The organism is Bacillus sp. JJ1609, assembly GCF_036967045.1.
Lineage (GTDB): Bacteria > Bacillota > Bacilli > Bacillales > Cytobacillaceae > Mesobacillus.
The window spans coordinates 1-21,219 of sequence record NZ_JBALSS010000040.1 but is presented as its reverse complement, the minus strand read 5'-3'; the positions used below and the strand labels follow the sequence as shown (position 1 = coordinate 21,219).

Sequence of the window (21,219 nt, the reverse complement as noted above, 5' to 3'; positions counted from 1 at the left end):
AATCGAGCTTATCGCGCCAAAGTTAACGAAAACACTTTGGCAGCTCCGTTTTCTTTTAAAAGCTTTGCTGCATGTCGCAGCGTTGAGCCTGTAGTATATATATCGTCAACAAGCAGAATAGTTTTACCTCGTAAATCAAGATCTGTTTCGACCTTGAATACTTGCTCTAGATGAATCCGTTCGTGGCGTGATTTCTTTGACTGCTTTTCAGTGTGAATCCTAGTTAATAACTGAATTGGTTCGAAGCCTGCAGTACGAATAATCGCTTCCGCTTGGTTGAAGCCACGTTCGTAAAGTCGTTCCTCGCTTAACGGAATCGAAACTATATAATCATATTGGAAAGCTTGCAATGCTTTTCGAAACCCTGATGAGAAAACCCCGGCAAGCACATAGTCACCGCGGAATTTAAATCTTGCTATCACTTCTTTTGTAAAATTGTCATAGCTAAACAAGGATATGTTCTTATCAAGGCTCCCGATCCACTTTTTATCATCCTCCCATCGCTTACAATCGAGGCAAATGCTGCCGAGACGGTACTCAAGTTCCAACACAGCAAATGGACGGCCGCAAATCGAACAGGTCTCTCCATGGATTGTCACTAGTTTTAAGGAGCATTCACCACAAATCTTAGGCGTTTCCTCTTTCCCAAAAATACTTCCCCACGAAACTTCCGGTTGTATTTCCTCATGGCATAGCAGACAGTGATCACCTTCCCAAATACTCACAGGTCAATCAGTCCTTTCCTGATTCCTTCCTTGTTCATCATGATGATTTGCTTCCTGGCACTGACCATCGCTTCTGTTTTACCATAATGAAAAAACGTCACATCTCCGGTTGGGTAATCAGAGCTTCTGCCAGCACGCCCGGCAATTTGCACAAGTGCGCTTTCGGTGAAGATCCGATCCTCGGAACCAATGACGGTGACATCGATATTCGGAAAAGTAACACCTCGCTCGAGTATCGTAGTTGTTAACAGCAGCAGAATTTCCTTATTGCGCATTTTCATGACCTTTTCCTTTCGGCTGGGGTCTTCTGCGTGGACGGATTCTATTAGTGGGTTGAGCTTTTGAAGGATTGGAAGTATTTTTTCCATTGAAGCGATTTTCGGGGCAAAAATGAGAGCTTGTTTGCCGTTGGCTAGCCGGGTTTCAATCCATTTCATGATGTTGGGTGGAAGTTTTCCTTTGGTAAGCTTTTTCTCCCAGTTTCCTGACCATTCAAATCTCGGAACCGGCAGAGGATGTCGGTGAAATCGGGCGGGAATCGTGACAAATTCTCTTTTACCAAGACGGCATTCGCGCTGCCATTTCTGGCTTGGTGTCGCTGTCAGGTAGATGAGCGATGATTGGGGTTTTCTTGATTGCTGGACGGCATACTGAAGGGTTTCATCGATTGAGTAAGGAAAAGCATCAACCTCATCGACAATGATGACATCAAAGGCTTTGTAAAATCTAAGCAGTTGGTGAGTGGTGGAGATTGTAAGTTGTGCATACTCATGACGGTCCTCACTTCCGCCGTATAAGGAGGCGATTTGAGTGTGTGGAAATACCTTTTTCAATCGAGGAGTCAACTCCAGCACAACATCAGTACGCGGCGTAGCAAGACAAACCCGCTTCCCTGTGGATAATGCCTGAGCAATTCCCGCAAATAAAACTTCAGTTTTTCCCGCACCGCAAACTGCCCAAACTAAAAGCTCCGAAGATAAATTGACAGCTTCCACCACACGCTGGGAAGCAGTGGCTTGTCCCTCGGATAACTGACCTTCCCAGTGAAGCGGATTGTTATCCACAGGAAATTCAGGACCATCTCCCACCAAGCTGACAAGCGGGGTGCACCCGCTCACCCTCCCCATCATCAAGCATTTGCGGCAATAAACATCCTGCTCCCCGCAGCGGGCACAAGGAAATTTCGCAAACCAGGCGGAATCCGTGGTACCGCACCTCAAACATTTCAAATGTTTATTTTGCACCTCAATGCCTTTACGATAGGTTACATACCCGTTTCCATAATGCTCCTGAATTTCCTCTTTTAAAAATGGAAGATCATCAACCAACAGCTGTTTACCAGCTAGCATGTTTTGTAATTGTGGATTAACCTTGAATGAAGGGTTCTGTGGTACCAGATGAATTTTAGGAATCTTAATGATTGGGTAGGTTTCTTCTTTTTCAAAATGATTCGTTCTGGGGATTAACTGGCCGTTTTTCAGCGAAAATTTCAACTTAATCACATCTCCTGTGGATTTTAATGTGGATAACACTATTTTTCTGTGGATTATGTGGGTTAATTTGTTTATAACTTTATAAAATTCGGAGAAAAAGAGAATGTTAGCGGTTACTGCTGGGGATAAGTTTATTTCAGACTCGAAACATCTGTTAGTAAGTGGGTGATTTTGTTGATAACTAGGATTATTCTGTGGATTAGTATATCAGAAGGTTAAATTTCGGATGAGTGTGGGATGAAAAAAAAACGCCATTCCAAATAAACGTTCTGGAAATGGCGCAAAATCTAATGTTGTAAGCTCTGTTCCTGCATTATTTTTTATACCAGCCCATGCCCATTGAACCTTCCCCTAAATGGGTGCCAATCACGGGGCCAAAGTAGCTTATCATGAACTCAACGTTTGGAAACCGCGTTTCAAGCTCGATTCTCCACTCGATTGCTTCAACTTCACGATTAGCGTGAATGACTACCGCTCTGTAAGATTCACCGCTTGCAGCATCTTCCGCAAGTAGTTCAACAACCCGGTTCAATGCTTTCTTGCGTGTACGCACTTTTTCAAATGGTACAATCATCTTGTCGTCAAAGTGCAGTAACGGCTTTACCTGCAGCAAGCTTCCGATAAATGCCTGCGCGCTTGATAAGCGGCCGCCTCGCTGAAGGTGGCTTAAGTCGTCCACCATGAAGTACGCCTTAGAAGATTGCTTTATTTCTTCCAGCCTGCCGATAATTTCTTCACCGCTTTTCCCTTGCTTAGCCATCTCAGCGGCTTCTAAAGCATAGAAACCTTGAACCATCGCACTGACTTCTGAATCAAAGGCATATACTTTTATTCCATCGACCATCGTGCCCGCGGAGATCGCTCCCTGATAGGTGCCGCTAATCCCGCTCGACAGATGGATGCTGACAACTTCATCATAGTCCTTTGATAATTTTTCAAAAAGCTCGACGAACTCGCCAATCGGTGGCTGTGACGTTGTCGGCAAATCTCGATTCTTTACTTCCTCATAAAACGCTTCTGCGCTGATATCTATTTCTTCTCGATACGTTTCATTACTAAAAATCACGCTTAACGGAATCATGTGGATATTCCATTTCTCTCGCAATTCCTTCGGGATGTACGCCGTACTATCCGTGACAACTGCAGTCTTCATAAAAAAATACCATCCTTAAGTTTTTCTCAACGTATGTACAATCCCCATTTTATATGAACATCTGATAAAATGCATTCTTTCGGATGGTTCTTTTCGTAAGTTCATCGAAATTTAATATAAGAGTCTTGCCGTCACTTCTCAAACCCTAGGTCATTATGCATTTAGTTCTTATCAATTACAATTAACTTTCTTCATTCTTTAATTATTCGTATGATCCTTCTTATAACCATTCGCCTGACTCTCTTACTCTTGAATTGTTCTAATGAGCCATTTTATAACGATTAGCCCCCCCAAATAAAAAAAAACGCTGGCAACCGATTGCGCAGCGTAGCAATACTAAGAAACGTAAAAGCTCGTCGTATGTTCCAGTCCCCTGCTGTCAATTTCCTCAATAAGCATTTCAATAAAGGTATCATCAAGCTTCAATAAAGCAGCTTTCTGGTATGCTTCTAGCAATTTTTCATCTGTCAGTTCCCATAGAGAAGATATAATGATCACCCCTTCGTTCGTTATGTTTCCCTAATTATAGCGGATTATGTTAGATGTCTGACAAGTTTTCTGTCGTTTTTTTCCAACAATAATATCGCAATTTCGACAAAAAACCACAATTGTCATTACGACAATTGTGGTTTTTTGGGTTGGTATTCTTTTAAAACGGCGTTAATTTCTAATTTCTGAGAGAAACTTTCATCTATCGTACTTCAACCCAGCCGTTTTTAATAGCAACGACTACTGCTTGAGTACGGTCGTTGACATTCATTTTTTGCAGGATGTTGCTGACGTGGTTTTTAACCGTTTTTTCACTGATGAATAATGCTTCACCGATGCCACGGTTGCTTTTTCCATCAGCAAGGAGCTGAAGGACTTCGCATTCACGGCGTGTCAGTAAGTGTAACGGACGGCGGATTTCCACCTTGGATATGTACTTGTCTGATCCGTTCTCATCGGCTGAGAGACGGCGATATTCTTTTACAAGGTTATGCGTGACGCGCGGGTGAAGGTACGATCCGCCATCTGCCACTACCTTTACTGCCTCGATTAGTGCATCGGCATCCATTTCTTTTAAGAGATAGCCGGTTGCGCCTGTTCTTAGAGCATGTGTAACATAGTTTTCATCATCGTGAATTGATAGGATGATGACCTTCGCATCTGGGTTTTTTTGAATCAGCTGCCCAGTGGCCTCTACACCATTTGTAGTCGGCATATTGATATCCATAATGATAACATCAGGCTGATACTGGTCAACAAGCTCAATCGCTTCGCTTCCATCATCACCTTCTGCTACAACCTCAAATGATGATTCAAAATCAAGAATTCTTTTAACCCCTTCTCTGAAAAGTTGATGATCGTCAATAATAACAATCTTCGTTGTCATACTTTCGCCTCCCCAATGGCATCTATCTCTATTTTTTGATCTTGGCTGGCAGCAATGCTGCAATCGATGTAAAACCTTTTTATAGATTCAGCGGAACCTGGATAATGACTAAAGTTCCTGTTCCAATTTTGGAATGGATGTTCAGCTCTCCTTCTAGGAGTTCGACCCTTTCCCTGATACCCAATATTCCGAATGACTCCGGTTTCTTATCATTGGTATCAAAGCCTTGGCCATCGTCCTTTATGACTACCATCACATGATCCGTCTTCAATTCCAGCTTCACCTGAATCAAAGCTCCATTTGCGTGCTTTAACGCATTTTGTACAGATTCCTGGATCATCCGGAAAAGCGCAACTTCATACTTTGCAGGAAGTCTTCTATCATCACCCATATTAGTGAATTGGATTCTAGTTGTCTTATGATACTCTTCGATTGTCTGTAAATATTTTTTGAGGGTAGGAACTAGGCCTAAATCGTCAAGAGCCATTGGCCTTAAATCATAAATGATTCTTCGGACCTCATATAGCGCGGATCGCACCATTTTTTTCATGTTTCTTATTTCACTGATCGCCTCGCTGGCGCTTCGCTCTTTATAGATTTTTTCGATCAGGTCAGAGCGCATCATGACATTCGCCAGCATCTGTGCCGGTCCATCATGGATTTCTCGAGATAGTCTTTTTCGCTCATCCTCTTGGGCTTCAATGATTTTCAGGCCAAAATCCTGTTTCTGTTTTGCCGTTTCAAGTGCTTCACCCATTTGCCTTATATCGCTCATCAAATAATTCATGACGACACTGATTTGAGAAACGAGATGCTCCGCCCGTTCAATCGTTTCATTTAAGCCAAGAAGCCTACGTTCGAGATCATCCCGTTTTTCCCTGAGCTGTTTCTCTGTCTGCCTGTTTAAGGTCAAGTCCATCTGCAGCTTATGGGCGACTTCATATGACTCACGTACCTGAACTTCTGTGTAATCTTTAAAATGCTTACTCACTTCGGAAAGATGCTTTCTAGCTGCTCTAACCTGGGAATCTAAATGATCGCCTTCATTGATAATTTGGGCAACCTTCCTCTTAATTTCTCTTAATTCATTTGTAATAGATTCATAATCCGAGCGGCATTCTTCAGCGATTCGGAAAATTTCGTCTTTACTTTCTCCAACTGTTTCAATCATTTTTTCTAGAATAAGATCGAGTGCTTTTGTATCAAACATTTTAATCGCCATTAAAAAACTCCCCCAAGGGTGGCACTAAAGATATTTTAGCGTGAAACACGATTCGTTACTATTTTCAACAAGAAAATCATGCCAATCTCTTCAAAAATCGTCAGAAAGACATAGGATTGATTTTTCATTCTAAGTCTTATATCCTATTATTTTAAGAGTTAAACTCCATTTTTAAAATAAAAACATTTTTCCAAAAACGTTTAAAGAACTCTATTTACCCTGGTATGACCACTCACTATTATAACATTCAAACACATTTACAGTATTAAAGTTATATTACAATCATAAGACATCGATTGTCCCATGATTCTGGTAAACTTATAATGATTGTAGCACTAATTGCCATTAACGAATATAAGCACTGCGCCCAAAAGCACATAAAGTCTATTGGGAAATTTTTAATAAAGAGGAGCGGGCCAATTGCTGCCAAGCTATTTTACTGTAAAAGGTTATGGTGAAAATGAAATCGAGATTCAGAAGTCCCGGTTCATTGCATATATAGATAGGGTGGAAACTGAGGAGGAAGCCCAGGAATTCATCCAGTCAATCAAGAAAAAGCATTGGAATGCGACGCACAATTGCTCCGCATACCTAATCGGCGAGAATGACCTGATCCAAAAGGCAAATGATGATGGAGAGCCGAGCGGCACGGCCGGCGTTCCGATTCTTGAGGTGTTAAAGAAGAAACACTTAAAGGATACAGTTGTTGTCATCACGCGTTACTTTGGCGGGATCAAATTGGGTGCAGGCGGACTGATCCGCGCTTACGGAAAAGCCACATCAGAAGGACTTGCAGCCACGGGGATGGTCGAACGGAAGCTGATGCGCATCATGCATACTACGATTGACTACACCTGGCTCGGAAAAATCGAGAATGAACTGAGATCTTCTGTTTTTCAGCTAAAAGAAATACATTACCTTGATAAGGTCGAAATAGAAACATTTGTCGAAGAAGCACAGACTGAGGCATTTAAGGAATGGATGGTCGAGATGACAAGCGGCCAATGTGACCTGCGCGAAGGCGAAATGCGGTATTTAGAGGAGCAGGTTACCAGGTGAATTAATGATTGAAATACTTAGTAATAAAAAATTCATTTTACGAAACACAGTAAAAATTGTAGAATTAAATTTGGCTTTCAAAAATATTCGTCTTATTTTTACAAAAAAGGAGCTCATATATGTCTGTTGAAAGACGTTCACTTCAGAAAAAGCGAAAAAAGCGAAGAAAAATTGCTGCTGTACTCATGTTCGTTGTATTCTTTACTGTCCTTACTGCTGGTGGCTATGGAGCATTTTTATATAATAAAGCACAATCCGTCATTGACGATTCTTATAAACCGCTGGACCGTCAGTCCGATAAGCGTGATAAACAAGTGAATCCTGATATTGATAATATTTCGATCCTGTTTGTCGGCATCGATGACAGCGAGGCACGTGATTTTAAATCAGCATCGAGAACCGATGCCCTGATGCTGGCAACATTGAATGAAAAAGAAAAATCCATCAAGCTGCTTAGCATCCCACGTGATTCACTCGTGTATATCCCGAGCAAAGACTATGAAGATAAAATCAACCACGCCTACGGCAAGGGCGGAATCACATCTACAATTGAAACAGTGGAAAACTTCCTGGATGTCCCTGTAGATTATTATGTTCAAATGAACTTTGAAGCATTCATCGATGTCGTTGATGCGTTGGATGGCATCGAAGTCGATGTTCCTTACGAGCTGCATGAAAAAGACTCAAGGGATAAAAGCGGTGCGATTTACTTAAAGCCAGGCGTTCAAACGCTTGACGGTGAAGAAGCGCTCGCATTGGCAAGAACGCGTAAGCAAGACAGCGATATCTATCGAGGCAAAAGACAGCAAGAAATTTTAAAAGCAATCATGACAAAGGCTGCCTCAGCCAAATCAATCACGAAGTACTCAGATGTAATGGAAGCTGTCGGCGATAATATGCAGACAGACTTATCATTCAGTGAAATGAAAGCTTTGGTTGATTATGCTACAGCCGGTTCTAAGTTGAATGTCGAAACCATGTCACTTGAAGGCTCAGATGCCATGATCGATGGCGTGTATTATTACCAGCTTGATGAAGAAGCACTGCAGCAAACGATCCTCAATCTTAAGACTCACTTAAAGGTTTCCAGCGCAAGCGATGTGAACAAGATCGCTGAGAAGGATGCAGATCAGGACCTTTCGGATGTTGAGGAAGAAGATTCGGAGTATATTTATACGGATGAAGAATAATTATTTATGAAACGGGACAGCTTAATGGCTGTCCTTTTTTATTTTGCTTATTGAGCGGGATTCGTTTTTTTACATAATCAACAAAAGAGAAAATGAGTTATTTGCAAGATCTGGAGCATTTTTGGTTACATGATGCAGTTTTGATGAGCGGCATTTTTTACAGCAAATCTAATTATGCATGATTGTTTTCTAAAAGATATTCCAAAGCAAAACAAGTTGATTAGAACGGAAGGCGCCAGACTCCTCGGAAAACGCTAACGCATTTCCATCTTCCATCGTGAGTGGGCAGATTCGTTGAAGCTATTCAGTGTCCTCTGTGAGCAGCGGGACAGGTTAGACCCAGGTAGAAATGTTCCACAAGGAGGATCATTTTCCCCCAGAGGCGCTAAAACGCCGAGGAGGCTCACCGCCCGCCGCTAGAAGAATTTGTTTATGAGGGCTTTTTCATAATTCTTCCTGGAAAAGCGACCATCCTGGAGTGGAAATCAACTTATTAAAACAACACAGCAAACAACCTTAGCGTAAGTCGTGTATTACATACCTTTTGGGCTCTTCTTCACAAATTTGGAAACATTGACACCCTTCTACGTTCCCTTTTGAGGTCCTTCAACACCATTTCGGACACCTAACAGGAAGTGTTAACGATGTGTCCCAAAACAAAAAAGCTGCCCCAGATTCCCCTGGAGCAGCTTTGAAACATTTATCGATTTTTAACTGTAGAGTAACGTCTGACGAATTTCAGTAATGGACGGTGGTCCTTGCCCATTAACCCTACGCTTTCTGCAAATATCTCGATGAGGATCAGCAGGATACCTACTACTACGAAGGATCCCCATACTTTTGCCTGTGAGAAGATGATCGCTGTCAGGCCAAACATTGCCGCCATCGCATAAATCATCAGGACGGTCTGGCGATGTGAATAGCCAAGTCTTAACAAGCAATGGTGCAAGTGTGATTTATCTGGTGCGGATAACGGTTTTTTATTAACGAACCTGCGAATAATCGCAAAAAATGTATCAGAAATCGGTACACCGAGGATAATAACAGGAACGATTAAAGAAATGACCGTTACGTTTTTAAATCCTAGCAGTGAAAGTACCGCGATGATGAAGCCGAGGAATAAGGCTCCAGTGTCACCCATAAAGATTTTTGCCGGATGAAAATTGTAGAACAGGAATCCTAATGTACTTGCAAGCAATACTGATGCGATTGCAACTACGTAGAAGTTACCCATAATCAATGCCATGAAGGCGATTGTGATTAATGCAATTGATGAAACCCCTGCTGCCAATCCGTCTAAACCGTCAATCAAGTTGATGGCGTTCGTAATACCTACGATCCACAGAATTGTCAGTGGAATGCTGAAGTAACCGAATTCGATCATTCCGCCAAATGGAAGGTTAATGAAGGAAACGAGTACGTCTCCCCAGACAACAACGACGGTTGCAGCTGCTAATTGGCCGCCAAGTTTTATTTTAGCGGAAAGCTCGAATAGATCATCAAAGATTCCGGTTAAAATAATAATGAAACTGCCGAGTACAAGCGGCCAGTGATTTTGACTGCTTGGCTGAAGAACCAGCAAACCGACGATGAAGCTAATGTATATTGCTAAACCTCCGAGACGAGGCATAATCTTTTGATGGACTTTTCGTTGATTAGGTTTATCAGTTGCCCCAATTTTAATGGCGAACTTTTTTACAAGCGGTGTGATCAATATGGAGGTAATAAAACAAATGAACATTGTCACATAAATCATGTTGGTCCTCCTTAATTAATAGCATAACCAATGCGGCTCTATTTTGAACATCTAATTGATGACTTTTTCGTTATTAATTAACAGTCGGCTAAGGCTGCCGATTATTTACAAAGCTTGGTTTCCTGAGCAACTGCTCAGATTACCACAAAATGCATTATAGCATAAGTAATGAAACTCTGAAACACCTAATATATGATTATATCGACAAATATCTCCAATGTCCTAGATTTATTTCCCGTTTCAGCCCAAAAAGAAACGCTGCTCCAGAACTATTTTTGCCTCCTATACTTTTCGAATATAACAGCATGATTTAGTGGGTATCTTGCTCAATCTTTTATTTAGACGATGCATATTACAAAAAGGTTACCTAGATTAATAGAAAATTTTGACACACTGGCAAAACCTACTATTATAAGGAAATAAATGATATACTAGTAAACGAATTTGGATAAGGGAGCGTTAATGGATGCTGTCGATTTTAAAGAAGAAATTTGGCGATTCGAATGAGAAACGCCTAAAAAAATATAGGGATTTAGTCGAGCAGATCAATCAATTAGAATCAGCGATTGAAAAACTCTCTGATGATGAGCTTAAAAATAAAACGCTTTACTTTAAGGAACAGCTGGCGAATGGAAAAACGGTAGATGACATCAAGGTCGAAGCATTTGCTGTTGTCCGTGAAGCTTCGAAACGCGTTCTAGGCATGCGCCATTATGATGTGCAGCTGATTGGCGGACTTGTTTTAAGTGATAGAAATATCGCGGAAATGCCTACCGGTGAAGGAAAAACGCTAGTCGCCTCCCTGCCGAGTTACTTGAGGGCTCTTGAAGGCAAAGGTGTTCATGTCATTACTGTCAATGATTACCTGGCAGCACGTGACCGCAATCAGATTGGCAGAATCCATGAATTTCTTGGCCTGACAGTCGGATTGAATATCCCGATGATGCAGGCGGATGAAAAACAGGCTGCTTACCAGGCGGATATTACATATGGAATCGGAACCGAATTCGGCTTTGATTACCTGCGTGACAATATGGTTGCGAGCGTGGCCCAGCGTGTTCAGCGTCCATACCACTTTGCAATTATCGATGAAATTGACAGTGTACTGATCGATGAAGCGAAAACGCCATTGATCATCGCCGGTAAAATGGAATCAAGCGCAGACCTGCATTTAATTGCAGCAAGGCTGGCAAAGCGTTTTGAAAAAGACGTTGATTATTCATTTGATGAAGAAACAAAAGCAACGAGTTTGACCGATACTGGCATCAATAAGGTAGAAAAAGCTTTTGGCGTCGATAACTTGTATGACCTTGACCACCAGACGCTTTATCATTATGTGATCCAGGCTGTCCGGGCTCATGTCATGTTCGAACGTGATGTTGACTATATCGTCAAGGACGGCAAAATCATGCTTGTCGATATGTTCACAGGCCGGATCATGGAGGGCCGCACAATGTCTGACGGCCTGCACCAGGCTTTGGAGGCAAAGGAAGGCGTTGAGATTACCGACGAGAATAAAACCCAGGCATCGATCACAGTTCAAAACTATTTCCGTATGTACCCCATGATGTCCGGTATGACTGGTACTGCAAAAACCGAAGAAAGTGAATTCCGCCAGGTGTACGGGATGGATGTCATTCAAATCCCAACAAATAAGCCTGTCATTCGCGAGGATTTAGCTGATTTGGTTTTTGAAACTAAGGAACAGAAGTATACAGCGGTGACAAAAGAGGTCAAGGAACGCCATGCTAAGGGGCAGCCAGTCCTGATTGGGACCACTTCCATTCTGCAATCTGAAAAGGTTGCCGAGTACCTTGACAAGGAAAACCTTTCGTATCAGCTATTGAATGCAAAGACAGTGGAGCAAGAGGTCCAGCTCATCTCCCAGGCAGGTCAGCACGGCAGGATCACCATTGCCACCAATATGGCTGGACGCGGTACGGACATCCTTCTCGGTGAAGGCGTTGCCGAATTAGGCGGCCTCCATGTCATCGGTACGGAAAGGCACGAAAGCAGACGCGTTGACAATCAGCTGAAAGGGCGTTCAGGACGCCAGGGCGATCGCGGGTCTTCCCAATTTCTCATTTCGATTGAGGACGACATGTTCAGGCGCTTTGCCCAGGAAGATCTGGAGAAGCTGAAACCGACACTTGAAACAGATGTAGCAGGTGTGATCCAAAACAAGAAGATTACCGAAATCGTTAACCGGACTCAGCGAATTGTTGAAGGAGCGAACTTCTCGATGCGCGAGTACAATCTGAAGCTCGATGACGTCATCAATGAGCAGCGGAATGTGATCTATACACTTCGTAATCGAGTATTGGAAGAGCAGGATCAGATATCGATTATCTTACCACTTGTTGATAAAACAGTTGATAATTTAATAGATAACTATTGTCTTGAGGATGAAATTCCAGAGAATTGGCCACTAAAGGAACTTAAGGCTGAATTGGATCAATTCCTCCCTGGTGCGACAATGGAGTTTCCGGACGAGAATTTTGACCGCAGGCATGTTGCACAAATTGCTTCTGAACGCGTAGCAGAATTTAAAGCAAAAGTGGATGGTTTCCGCAGCAATGTTCAACTTCAGGACACTCTAAAAGGATCGAACACCTTTGTGATCGATCGCAACTGGATCAGGCATTTAGAGAATATGAGCAGGCTTAAGGAAGGTATCGGAATGCGTCATTATCAGCAGGAAGATCCAATGCGACTCTATCAAAAAGAAGGCCTCGAACTATTTGAAATGGCCTATTATAAAATCTCCAAAGAGATTTGCATCCAGACTGCACAGCTCATGATTGTATCTGAATCTCAGGAATAGGAGGGAAATGCATATGTTTTCTTTTTTCAAAAAAAATAAAAAAGATAAAGTTGAAAAACAAGGCGAAGATACTGTTTTTCCTTCAAAAGAACTATTGGATGATGAAGGTGTTGCTGAAGAGCAGGAAGTCTTTACAGAGCTATCCATTCACCCTTCGATGAATGTGCCATTGGAAACTCAATATGTACTGCGTTTCCTCAATAATGAACTTCCTCCTTTGAAGCCAAACCAGGTGTCGCTTTCGGGGATTGAGCTGCGAGCTGAAGAGGATCAATTAATTGTTTCGGCCTTTGTCCGCAATAGCGTATCCAAGGGAATCCGTCTCGCTGAATCTTCCATTCTGCTGATTGGACCAAACGGAGAACACCTGGCACGCAAGAGATTCGATTTAGCTGAGCTCGGAGAAATTCCGGCAAAAAGCAGCAGGCCGTGGCATTTCAACTTCCATCTGAGCGATGTTCTTTCCGCCGAAATCCCTTCCGAGGGCTGGAAGCTTGCATTCGAAATTAAAGCACCGCACCGTCTTGACCTGGATGCTTCATGGGAGAACGCTCTTCCTGTGGAGGAAAAAGAAAAGCTGATTCAGATGGTCGAATCCCTTGGCTCCCCAAAAGCGGGTGAAGTGAATTTCCTCGGCTTGCAGGCGAGGAAAAATGAAAATGGCGGCTTAAGTGTCACCATCCTGATCCGAAATGGAAACGATAAGAATATCCAGCTCAATCAGCTGCCACTGCAGGTTGAGGATGCTGCTGGACAAATAGTGGCAAAAGGCGGATTCGCTTTAGACCAGTTTGAAGTAAAAGCCAACACAAGCAAGCCTTGGACCTTTATTTTCCCGAAAGAATTAGTGCTTGCGGAAAATCCGGACCTTTCGAGATGGAAGGTACAGGTTGTTGAGCAGAAGGAACCGGTGTAACTGTGTTGTTTCGGTAAACTAGCTGGACTGATCAATCAAATATAAAGAGTGAAAAATCCGGGGTTCTCATTATTTTGAGACCCGGATTTTTTGTCTTTTTATTACTAAGTATTAATTTCTGGGATATCTATTTTTTTGTTTAGGAATCGATACTTGGGTCAATGAGATTGGATTTTTTACTTTTTGGCTGTGTTAAAGGTCAATCTTGATTTATTAGCCCTGTTGATTGGAGCGGAGGGCACTCGACTGGAGCGGAAATCAACAGTCCCAGTTTAAAAGAGCGATTATTGTAACGGAACAGCATAAAAAAAAACGAAGAGTACCTGCTTTTGACAGGTACTCTCCATCGGCCATAACCAACCCTTGCACATTTAAAAAAAATTCAAAACAGGAATTGTGCTACACTCCTATTTTACCACGTTGGCATCTTTATACAAGGATAAAATAAGAAAAGTTGTCATATTTAAGCAGTTATTTTAAATCTTCCCTTTCAAGGATATCTTTTCAAAATTGGGGGAATCTTTTGTATTTTTTGGATATTTATTGAGTCTTCCTGATTATGTTTTTTCCAATCAGAAAAAACAGGAGAGTACCAAGGACTCTCCCATTTTACAGTATCTTACTTCATGTATACTTTCAACTTGTAAGGTTTGATTGAAGAGCTTCGGTGGAAGTCTGTAATCTTGACTTGGTAGGTTCCTTTTTTCAGGGAAGCTGATAGGACTTCTGCATCACCTTCTGGATAGAAGTCAGCTGATGAAATCAGTTTTCCATTCTGATAGAGCTCTATCGTGCCATCGGTTTCAATGGAGCCTTCCAGCTTGATAACGCCGGATGCGTTGCGATCAAGTGTGAATGTGTACCAATCCTCATCGCCGAATGACAATCCTGAATTGAAATTGCCTGTTGATTCCCATGTGCTCGCAGTGAGCTTCTTCATTTTTACAGGATTGGAAGCTTTGTTGTTCGCCACCTTGTTGCCTGCATCCTCATCCTTCGCATTGGCTGCAGCGACAGTCAACTTATAAGGCATTAAAGTAAGCGGCGTGCTGCTTTCCGGCCAGCCAGCAGCTACGATGATGTAATTGCTGCCTTTCTTAGCCTTGAAGGAACCAAAAGTATAGCCTCCGTATACACCCTTTTCAATAAACTGTGCCAGATTGTATTCAGATTCGTCCAGCTTGCGGTTCTTATTCTTGTCTTCAATGATCTGGGCAAAAGCATAGAATGGGCTGACGATTTCCTTCGGAAGCCTGCTCAGTTCCTTCGTCAGTGCTCCGCGCTCAATCGTTACACCGTATACCTGGCTTGCTTTAGCCTGGAAGTAGAATACGTCCTGATCATTTGGCATGCCGAAGTTGCCCTGGACGACTGAACCTGGAAGGTCTTTCACCTTCTCGAGTTTGTCATTGTCTTCGTATTTATCCATTACATTTTTCGTGACAAGCTTTGAGGTAAAGGAATATGGATTGAAACTGATCTGGTTTTGCATATAATCGTTGTTGAGTTTGATGAAGTACTTCTCACCTTTTTTAAGGCCAGTGTATACTTTTGTCCCCAAGCCGTTGCTGTACATATCCCAAGTGACATTTGTGCCAATGTAGTTGAACCAGGTGAATTCTTCACCTTCATCATTCTTCTCGGTTTCAAGCTTATAAATTTCAAACCACGGCAAATTCCCAGTCTTGCTGATCGTAAATTCGTAAACCCCTGTTTCCTGCGGGCTGAGTGCGAACCAGTCTTCATCTTCGAAAGTAGCTAAGTAGCCGTCAGCACGCTTGCCGATGGAGTAAGGACGTGCGTTTTCCTGAACCATCGTCATGTATTCCAGCTCAGGATTCTCTTCATGGGCTGCTTTATAGGAAGAAGCAATTTTAATCCTCTGCTGTTCAAGCTTCCCTTCTGCGTATTCCTCCATACCTTCTTCCGGCATTGGCTCTTCTTCCATGTAAGGCAGATTGTCTTCGTCTGCCGGCATTACTTTTCCAGTAATGCTGAACATGTATGGAACCAGCGAGCTTTCTGGCTTACTTGTATCCATGAACATATCAAAGCCATAGAAGAACTCATACATTCCATAGTAATTGCTTGGTTTATTCGTTACTTTTACTGCGTAAGTCATTCCTGGCTCCGCTGTAAAGGTCAGTGTTTCGCCTTCACTTGTTCCGCCGTTATTGGAATAATACATCGGCTCGATTTCTTCGCTATGGTCACCCTCATGGGCAGCTTGATATTCTCCTTTTGCCGGGTCTTCACCTTCTGGCATTCCTTCACCTTCTGGCATTTCCCCTCCAACCGGCATTAGCATTTCCGCAGGGTAAACGCTGACTGCCGAGTTCGCACCCGGAACCGCACTGACTTCAAGCTTTACGAGCTGGCTTTCTTCTACAGAGAAGGTGAAGTAATCATCATCACTGCCGTCTCTGCCTGTAAAAGTCAGCGGATGTTCGTCCGTGCTAAAAGGAAGTGCTTCGATTGCGACCGGATTTTCCAGGTCGGAATCATCAGTTAAGTAACCAGTCATTTTATTGACCTGAAGCGTATATTTCGATAGCTTTTTTGCAGAGTCGTCATAGTTGGCATTTACATCTTTAACGCCAATTGCCAGCACACCGTCGGCAGGTGCGGTGAATAGCTTGCCTTCTGCCTTGCCTTCACGGACTTTATTGATTTCGTGAATTCGTTTTGTGCTCGCAGAAGTGAAGCGCATCATCATTTTGTAATCGTATTTAGAGGATCCGGATAAAACAGCCTGGATATTGTCTCCCTTTTTAACGCTGAACTTGATCCATTTTTCCTCAGAAGGCTTGGTAATGGCATCTGTAAATAAAGCCTGCTTATCCACTTTCACAGATTTGGCGCTTGCAAATATCTCTTTTTCCGTCAGCTTCTTTTTGACCAGCGCCGGCAATTTCTTCAGGTCAAATTGAAGTGCTTTGACAGGATTCACTAGACCGTTGCCAAATTTAACGTCAAAGCCTTTATCGCCGAGGTCGTCCGCACTGTGCTCGAGTATGTACTCAACCTGTGCAGGTGTAAGACTTGGATATTTCGATAGCAGCAATGCAGCTGCTCCGGCAACGACCGGCGAGGCCATGGACGTGCCGCTCATTTTACGGAAGCTTGATAGCTTCTCAGGTTCATAGATCGTGCTGTATACATCTTCTCCTGGAGCAACGATATCAACCGATGGTCCATAGGAAGAGTAGCTTGATAATTTCTTATATTTATTGGTAGAGCCGACGCTGATGACGCCCTCATAGCCTGCCGGATAGTTTGTCCAGTCGCTGGCATCGTTTCCAGCTGCCGCTACGATCACAACGTTTTTGGCAACCGCCTGCTTGACAGCTTCCTCAATGACTGGTGATGGCATTGGTCCGCCCAGACTCATATTGATGACCTTTGCACCGCTTCTCACTGCTTCAAGGATACCCTCGGCGATTGCGTAGTCGCTCGCTCCCCAGCCTCGGTCAAATACATCGATGGAAAGGATATCGGCATCAGTTGAAACCCCATAGCCTCCGATTCCATTATCTTTTTTAGCCGCGATGATTCCAGCTACGTGTGTGCCATGCGAATCCGCGATTCCTGGACTGATCGGATTGACAATGTTTTTGCTAGATAGAATCTTGCCTTTTAAATCAGGGTGATTGCGGTCAATGCCTGTGTCAATTACGGCAACCTTCACTTTATTTTTGCCAGCAAGCTGTTGAGCCTTGGCGATTTGCAGCTGTGTCAGATGGTACTGCTCTCCCGCCTTCGGATCGCTGAAGCCTAGCTGCTGATATAAGACAGATGGAGTGACGGAAACAACTTTATCAAGCTGCTGGTACTTTGAAATGACGTTATGCAGGTTCTGCTTGTCCTTCACTTTTACCACAGCGTAATTCAATCCTGAGACCTGACGAACCAGAGTTCCTCCCAATCTCTTATGCTCTGAAGCTGTCAGAGGCTTCTGGTACTTGATGACCAAAGTATCTTCACTTAGCGGTGACTTTTTCTGATCCATCTTTTGCTGAAGCAATGGTGAATTGACTGAAACCGCGGATATCCCCACATGCTTTCCAGCTGTCGTTTTTGCAAATACTGCCCCTCCTGGCACGAACGCCGTGCCTGCAACCAGGCTAGCACTTACACCAATCGAAACGAGGTTCTTCTTCCATTTCCCCACGTTCTCTCCCCCTGTCTTTCTCCCATTGGAATACATATCCAATTTATATACTACTTTTTTTAGAAGATTTTTACAACTAATAACATGACCGTAATTCTAGCAACAGACGACAATGATAATGTAGAAATTTCAGGGTTTTTGGTGGGTGGGGGGCGTTCGAGGAATGAATCAGCAACTCAATCGTAAGCCCATTCTAGCTTTAGATTATATTTGTAGTAACTGCTAACCTCCCAAATATGTCCATCTGGATCTTTAAAATATTTGGTGTAGATTCCGTCATATTCTTCCTTTTGAATATGTTGTATGTATTCACCGCCATGTTCCACGGCACTTTCGATGATTGCGTCCACGTCTTCGTTTTGATCAACGATGATATTTAGTGTGATTCCGGAAGATTTAAGTAGAGTATTCTCAAGCTGGGGAATCTGTTGGAGCACGATGTCCAGGTTATTTTGGAGCTCAATTACAATATGGTCTTTTGGATGAAGGCCTAGCGGAATTGGCAGTCCTATGACTTCGTAAAAAGCGATCGATTTTGCCAGGTTCGCAACAGGAAGAGTTATGGAAGAGATTCGAATTTCTGGTTTCATTGGAGTTGCTCCTATTTTTTTATCAAAAATGGCCGCCAGTTTCTGGCAGCCATTTTACTAGTTTTTGCTCGCGGTCAGCGGTTTTTCTTTTAACTGATCGTACGAGAAATTCTTGAGCTGAGCTGAGAATCTCTCTACTTTTTCCTTATATTCTTTTTCCGACTGGATTGGCTTGGTTGTTGCCATTTCTTCCAGCAGCTGGTCGTTTATATAAGGGAAGTAATGGGAACGATCCATGTAATGACCAACGTTAAATGTAATCTCTGCATTATCTTGGAAATCATAGACTTCAGTGTTCTTGTGGTTCTTCAATTCTTTAAAAATCTCTAGTTTTGTCTGAAGGCGATCCTCGTTAATTTCAGGCTTTTTAAACTGGATGCTCATATGCCTTGCAATCGGATATGGGGTATAGAAGAAGGTAAACTCTGTATCCGGATTGTCCTCGACCATTTTAAGCATATTAGCCTTGAAACTATTCATATACACATCTAACTTGTGGGCTTCTGAAGGAGGAGGTTCTACTCCTTCTAATTCTTTTTTCAATTTCTCAACCGTTAAGGGTTGTCGCTTCTCACCAAACTTATAAAAAGTATAGGGATCGGCATTGGGGTTTACCAGATGCTGATTCTTCATCTGGTAATCAATCTTTTTAATCGCATCATAGCTAAGCAAATATGGAAGATCGTTGGCGATGTTTCGGTCGTAGAGAAATTCTGGAAAAGTCGCATCGACACGATCAGCTTCGCCCGCCAGTGAATCATAATTGATTTCCCAGAATACATGCTTTATATTATGCGATTTGATCGCAAGTTCAACAGCCTTTCTTTGCTCCCTTGCTGAGGAACCAGAAATGGTTGCATTATAAGATTTAGTATTGTAGCTTTCATCTATTTTTTCCTCTTTAAAATTATGGCCCATTGATGTGCCGACAAAAATCGTTTCGAATTCCAGATTCCTGATCATTCCTGGAATTTGGTAGCGCATATTAAAGTTTTTCGTGAATGTCCGCTTGTAGATGCCCCCCTTATGGTAGTAAACATAAGGATCGCTCATATACACGAACCCCGCAATGAGGACAAGCACTGCTGCGAAGACGATGAAAAACTTAAGAACAAATTTCTTATAAATAGGCTCCACTTGCAGAACTCCTTTTAAAATTAAAAGTTGAAATACAGGAACTCGGAGACTTTACCGAGCTGTAAAATGGATACGATTGAAATTAACACGATAAAAATCATGTTTAAGTTCGTTGGTTTGAAACGGTCAAGCATTTCGAATGAATTTTTCCGGGTTGTGGCTATGATTAAGCCTAAGACAATGATTAAAACGCTTGTTGATGTATATAACATCGGACCTTCCGGCAATAGGTTGACGTTGAAAATCGGCTCCAATACTCTAGCGACTCTCGTCGGCAGCTCGATATCCCCCAAACCGATCATAGATTTCAGGATCGCAATGGCTTGAGGGATTGTTTCAGCCCTGAACAATACCCATGCAGCGTTGACGAACTGGAAGGTTATGAACCAGGCAAGCCACTTAGGCATTGAGTAGCCGCGAAGGCTCCACCAGCGGTAAATCACAGATGCAAACCCATGCAGGAAGCCCCAAATAATGAAGGTCCAGCCTGCGCCATGCCAGAAGCCGCTGACCAAGAAAATAATCATGAGATTGATATATGTCCTTGATGGACCGATTCTGCTTCCACCTAATGGGATGTATAGATACTGTGTCAAAAAGCGGCCGAGCGTAATATGCCAGCGGCGCCAGAAATCCTGAATATTAAGTGCTTTATAAGGCGAATTAAAGTTCATTGGAAGCTTGATGTTGAACAATAGTGCTGCCCCAACAGCCATATCGCAATACCCGCTGAAATCGAAGTACAGCTGGAAAGTATACGACAAGGAGGCAATCCATGCTTCGACAATGTTTAAGTCGAAGGCGTTGTTGTAACCTTGATTTGCCCAAACCGAGAAGGTATCTGCAATCATCACTTTCTTAAACAATCCTATACCAAAGATGAACAGGCCAAGGGCAATATTTTTCATATTGATTCTATAATTGCCTTTATGCAATTCCTGCATAATTTCCTTATAATAGATAATCGGACCCGCAATAAGGTGAGGGAAAAAGGTAACAATCAAAACGTAATCATGAATCTTGTAACTTTCTATTTCCCGGCGGTAGATATCTACGAGATAGGAAATCTGCTGGAAGGTAAAAAAGCTGATCGCAAGCGGCAATGCCAACTGAAGGAGCGGCATGTTTTTTTCAAAAAGGGAATTAACGGTTGATAAAAAGAAATCTGTATATTTGTAATATCCCAACAAGCCCACATTAAATACAATACCCGCTGTTAACAGCCACTTCCGGCTCTTCGGATTTTCCACTTTCGTTAAATAAAATCCGAAGGTATAGTTAATGGCAATCGACATTAATATTAATGGAAGATAATTAAGATTCCACCAGCTGTAAAAAGCCAAAGAAGCCAAACCAAGAAACACCTTGGCAGCATTCGTTTTCCCAGCGTGATGCAGAGCAAAATATAAAATAAATGTTATAGGCAGATAAAAGAAAATAAATTCATACGAATTAAATAACACTTTACACGCACCCTCATTAAAATTATTTACTGCACAATTATACATAATTTAGCGAACAATGTCATTACAGCATAGAAAATGGAGAATCAAGGAAGTCGACAAGGTAACGCTGTGACGCGGTTAAGTATTGGGGGTCTGACCCCCG

At 42.6% G+C, this 21,219-nt stretch carries 15 protein-coding genes; 4 read left to right on the top strand and 11 right to left on the bottom strand.

All coding sequences use genetic code 11. The features are described 5' to 3' along the window. Positions 1-8: 8 nt before the first annotated feature. The 6 genes from V7654_RS22295 to V7654_RS22270 all read right to left on the bottom strand — a co-directional run bounded on the left by V7654_RS22295 (position 9) and on the right by V7654_RS22270 (position 5,968). A complete protein-coding gene (locus tag V7654_RS22295) occupies positions 9-725 on the bottom strand; it encodes a ComF family protein (protein WP_335433036.1) in 717 nt (238 codons plus the stop codon). Beyond that, the gene (locus V7654_RS22290; protein ID WP_438825337.1) at positions 722-2,218 is read right to left on the bottom strand and encodes a DEAD/DEAH box helicase; all 1,497 of its coding nucleotides are present in this window, start codon (positions 2,216-2,218) and stop codon (positions 722-724) included. The genes V7654_RS22295 and V7654_RS22290 overlap by 4 nt, the downstream gene beginning before the upstream one ends. Positions 2,219-2,531: 313 nt before the next feature. Continuing rightward, entirely contained in the window at positions 2,532-3,371 is an 840-nt protein-coding gene (locus V7654_RS22285; protein ID WP_335433035.1) for a DegV family protein, read from the bottom strand. Between the two features lie 336 nt (positions 3,372-3,707). After that, positions 3,708-3,869 (bottom strand): sporulation histidine kinase inhibitor Sda, encoded by a 162-nt coding sequence (gene sda, locus V7654_RS22280; RefSeq protein ID WP_335433034.1) that lies wholly within the window; start codon positions 3,867-3,869, stop codon positions 3,708-3,710. A gap of 193 nt (positions 3,870-4,062) precedes the next feature. Next, positions 4,063-4,746: a response regulator transcription factor gene (locus V7654_RS22275; RefSeq protein WP_335433033.1), complete on the bottom strand. Its 684-nt coding sequence runs from the start codon at positions 4,744-4,746 to the stop codon at positions 4,063-4,065. Between the two features lie 79 nt (positions 4,747-4,825). Then, positions 4,826-5,968 carry a sensor histidine kinase gene (locus V7654_RS22270; protein ID WP_335433032.1) on the bottom strand — a complete coding sequence of 381 codons (1,143 nt, stop codon included), beginning with the start codon at positions 5,966-5,968 and terminating at the stop codon, positions 4,826-4,828. 420 nt (positions 5,969-6,388) lie between these two features. Between V7654_RS22270 and V7654_RS22265 the strand changes: the two genes are divergently transcribed. Then, positions 6,389-7,027: a YigZ family protein gene (locus V7654_RS22265; RefSeq protein WP_335433031.1), complete on the top strand. Its 639-nt coding sequence runs from the start codon at positions 6,389-6,391 to the stop codon at positions 7,025-7,027. A gap of 119 nt (positions 7,028-7,146) precedes the next feature. Further along, positions 7,147-8,217, top strand: coding sequence for an LCP family protein (locus V7654_RS22260; protein WP_335433030.1), 1,071 nt, complete (start codon positions 7,147-7,149; stop codon positions 8,215-8,217). A 700-nt stretch (positions 8,218-8,917) separates the two neighbouring features. Here the strand turns inward: V7654_RS22260 and V7654_RS22255 are convergent. Beyond that, entirely contained in the window at positions 8,918-9,973 is a 1,056-nt protein-coding gene (locus V7654_RS22255) for a glycosyltransferase family 4 protein (RefSeq protein ID WP_335433029.1), read from the bottom strand. 466 nt (positions 9,974-10,439) lie between these two features. Between V7654_RS22255 and secA2 the strand changes: the two genes are divergently transcribed. Then, entirely contained in the window at positions 10,440-12,797 is a 2,358-nt protein-coding gene (gene secA2, locus V7654_RS22250) for an accessory Sec system translocase SecA2 (RefSeq protein WP_335433028.1), read from the top strand. 13 nt (positions 12,798-12,810) lie between these two features. After that, the gene (locus V7654_RS22245) at positions 12,811-13,713 is read left to right on the top strand and encodes an accessory Sec system S-layer assembly protein (protein ID WP_335433027.1); all 903 of its coding nucleotides are present in this window, start codon (positions 12,811-12,813) and stop codon (positions 13,711-13,713) included. Positions 13,714-14,332: 619 nt separating this feature from the next. Here V7654_RS22245 and V7654_RS22240 read toward each other — a convergent pair. From V7654_RS22240 to V7654_RS22225, 4 genes are all read right to left on the bottom strand, one after another. Beyond that, positions 14,333-17,884: a S8 family peptidase gene (locus tag V7654_RS22240; protein ID WP_335433026.1), complete on the bottom strand. Its 3,552-nt coding sequence runs from the start codon at positions 17,882-17,884 to the stop codon at positions 14,333-14,335. Positions 17,885-18,060: 176 nt separating this feature from the next. Continuing rightward, positions 18,061-18,474 (bottom strand): VOC family protein, encoded by a 414-nt coding sequence (locus V7654_RS22235; RefSeq protein ID WP_335433025.1) that lies wholly within the window; start codon positions 18,472-18,474, stop codon positions 18,061-18,063. A 57-nt stretch (positions 18,475-18,531) separates the two neighbouring features. Beyond that, on the bottom strand, positions 18,532-19,611 hold the full coding sequence (locus V7654_RS22230; RefSeq protein WP_335433024.1) for a hypothetical protein: 1,080 nt from the start codon (positions 19,609-19,611) through the stop codon (positions 18,532-18,534). Between the two features lie 20 nt (positions 19,612-19,631). After that, on the bottom strand, positions 19,632-21,074 hold the full coding sequence (locus V7654_RS22225; protein WP_335433023.1) for an MBOAT family O-acyltransferase: 1,443 nt from the start codon (positions 21,072-21,074) through the stop codon (positions 19,632-19,634). Positions 21,075-21,219 lie beyond the last annotated feature (145 nt).

What these genes read in the sequence shown, in the direction of transcription:
- V7654_RS22245 (WP_335433027.1), top strand. Translation starts at nt 12,811, where the DNA reads ATGTTTTCTTTTTTCAAAAAAAATAAAAAAGATAAAGTTGAAAAACAA.
- V7654_RS22285 (WP_335433035.1), bottom strand. Translation starts at nt 3,371, where the DNA reads ATGAAGACTGCAGTTGTCACGGATAGTACGGCGTACATCCCGAAGGAA.
- V7654_RS22270 (WP_335433032.1), bottom strand. Translation starts at nt 5,968, where the DNA reads ATGGCGATTAAAATGTTTGATACAAAAGCACTCGATCTTATTCTAGAA.
- V7654_RS22275 (WP_335433033.1), bottom strand. Translation starts at nt 4,746, where the DNA reads ATGACAACGAAGATTGTTATTATTGACGATCATCAACTTTTCAGAGAA.
- V7654_RS22260 (WP_335433030.1), top strand. Translation starts at nt 7,147, where the DNA reads ATGTCTGTTGAAAGACGTTCACTTCAGAAAAAGCGAAAAAAGCGAAGA.
- V7654_RS22255 (WP_335433029.1), bottom strand. Translation starts at nt 9,973, where the DNA reads ATGATTTATGTGACAATGTTCATTTGTTTTATTACCTCCATATTGATC.
- V7654_RS22235 (WP_335433025.1), bottom strand. Translation starts at nt 18,474, where the DNA reads ATGAAACCAGAAATTCGAATCTCTTCCATAACTCTTCCTGTTGCGAAC.
- secA2 (WP_335433028.1), top strand. Translation starts at nt 10,440, where the DNA reads ATGCTGTCGATTTTAAAGAAGAAATTTGGCGATTCGAATGAGAAACGC.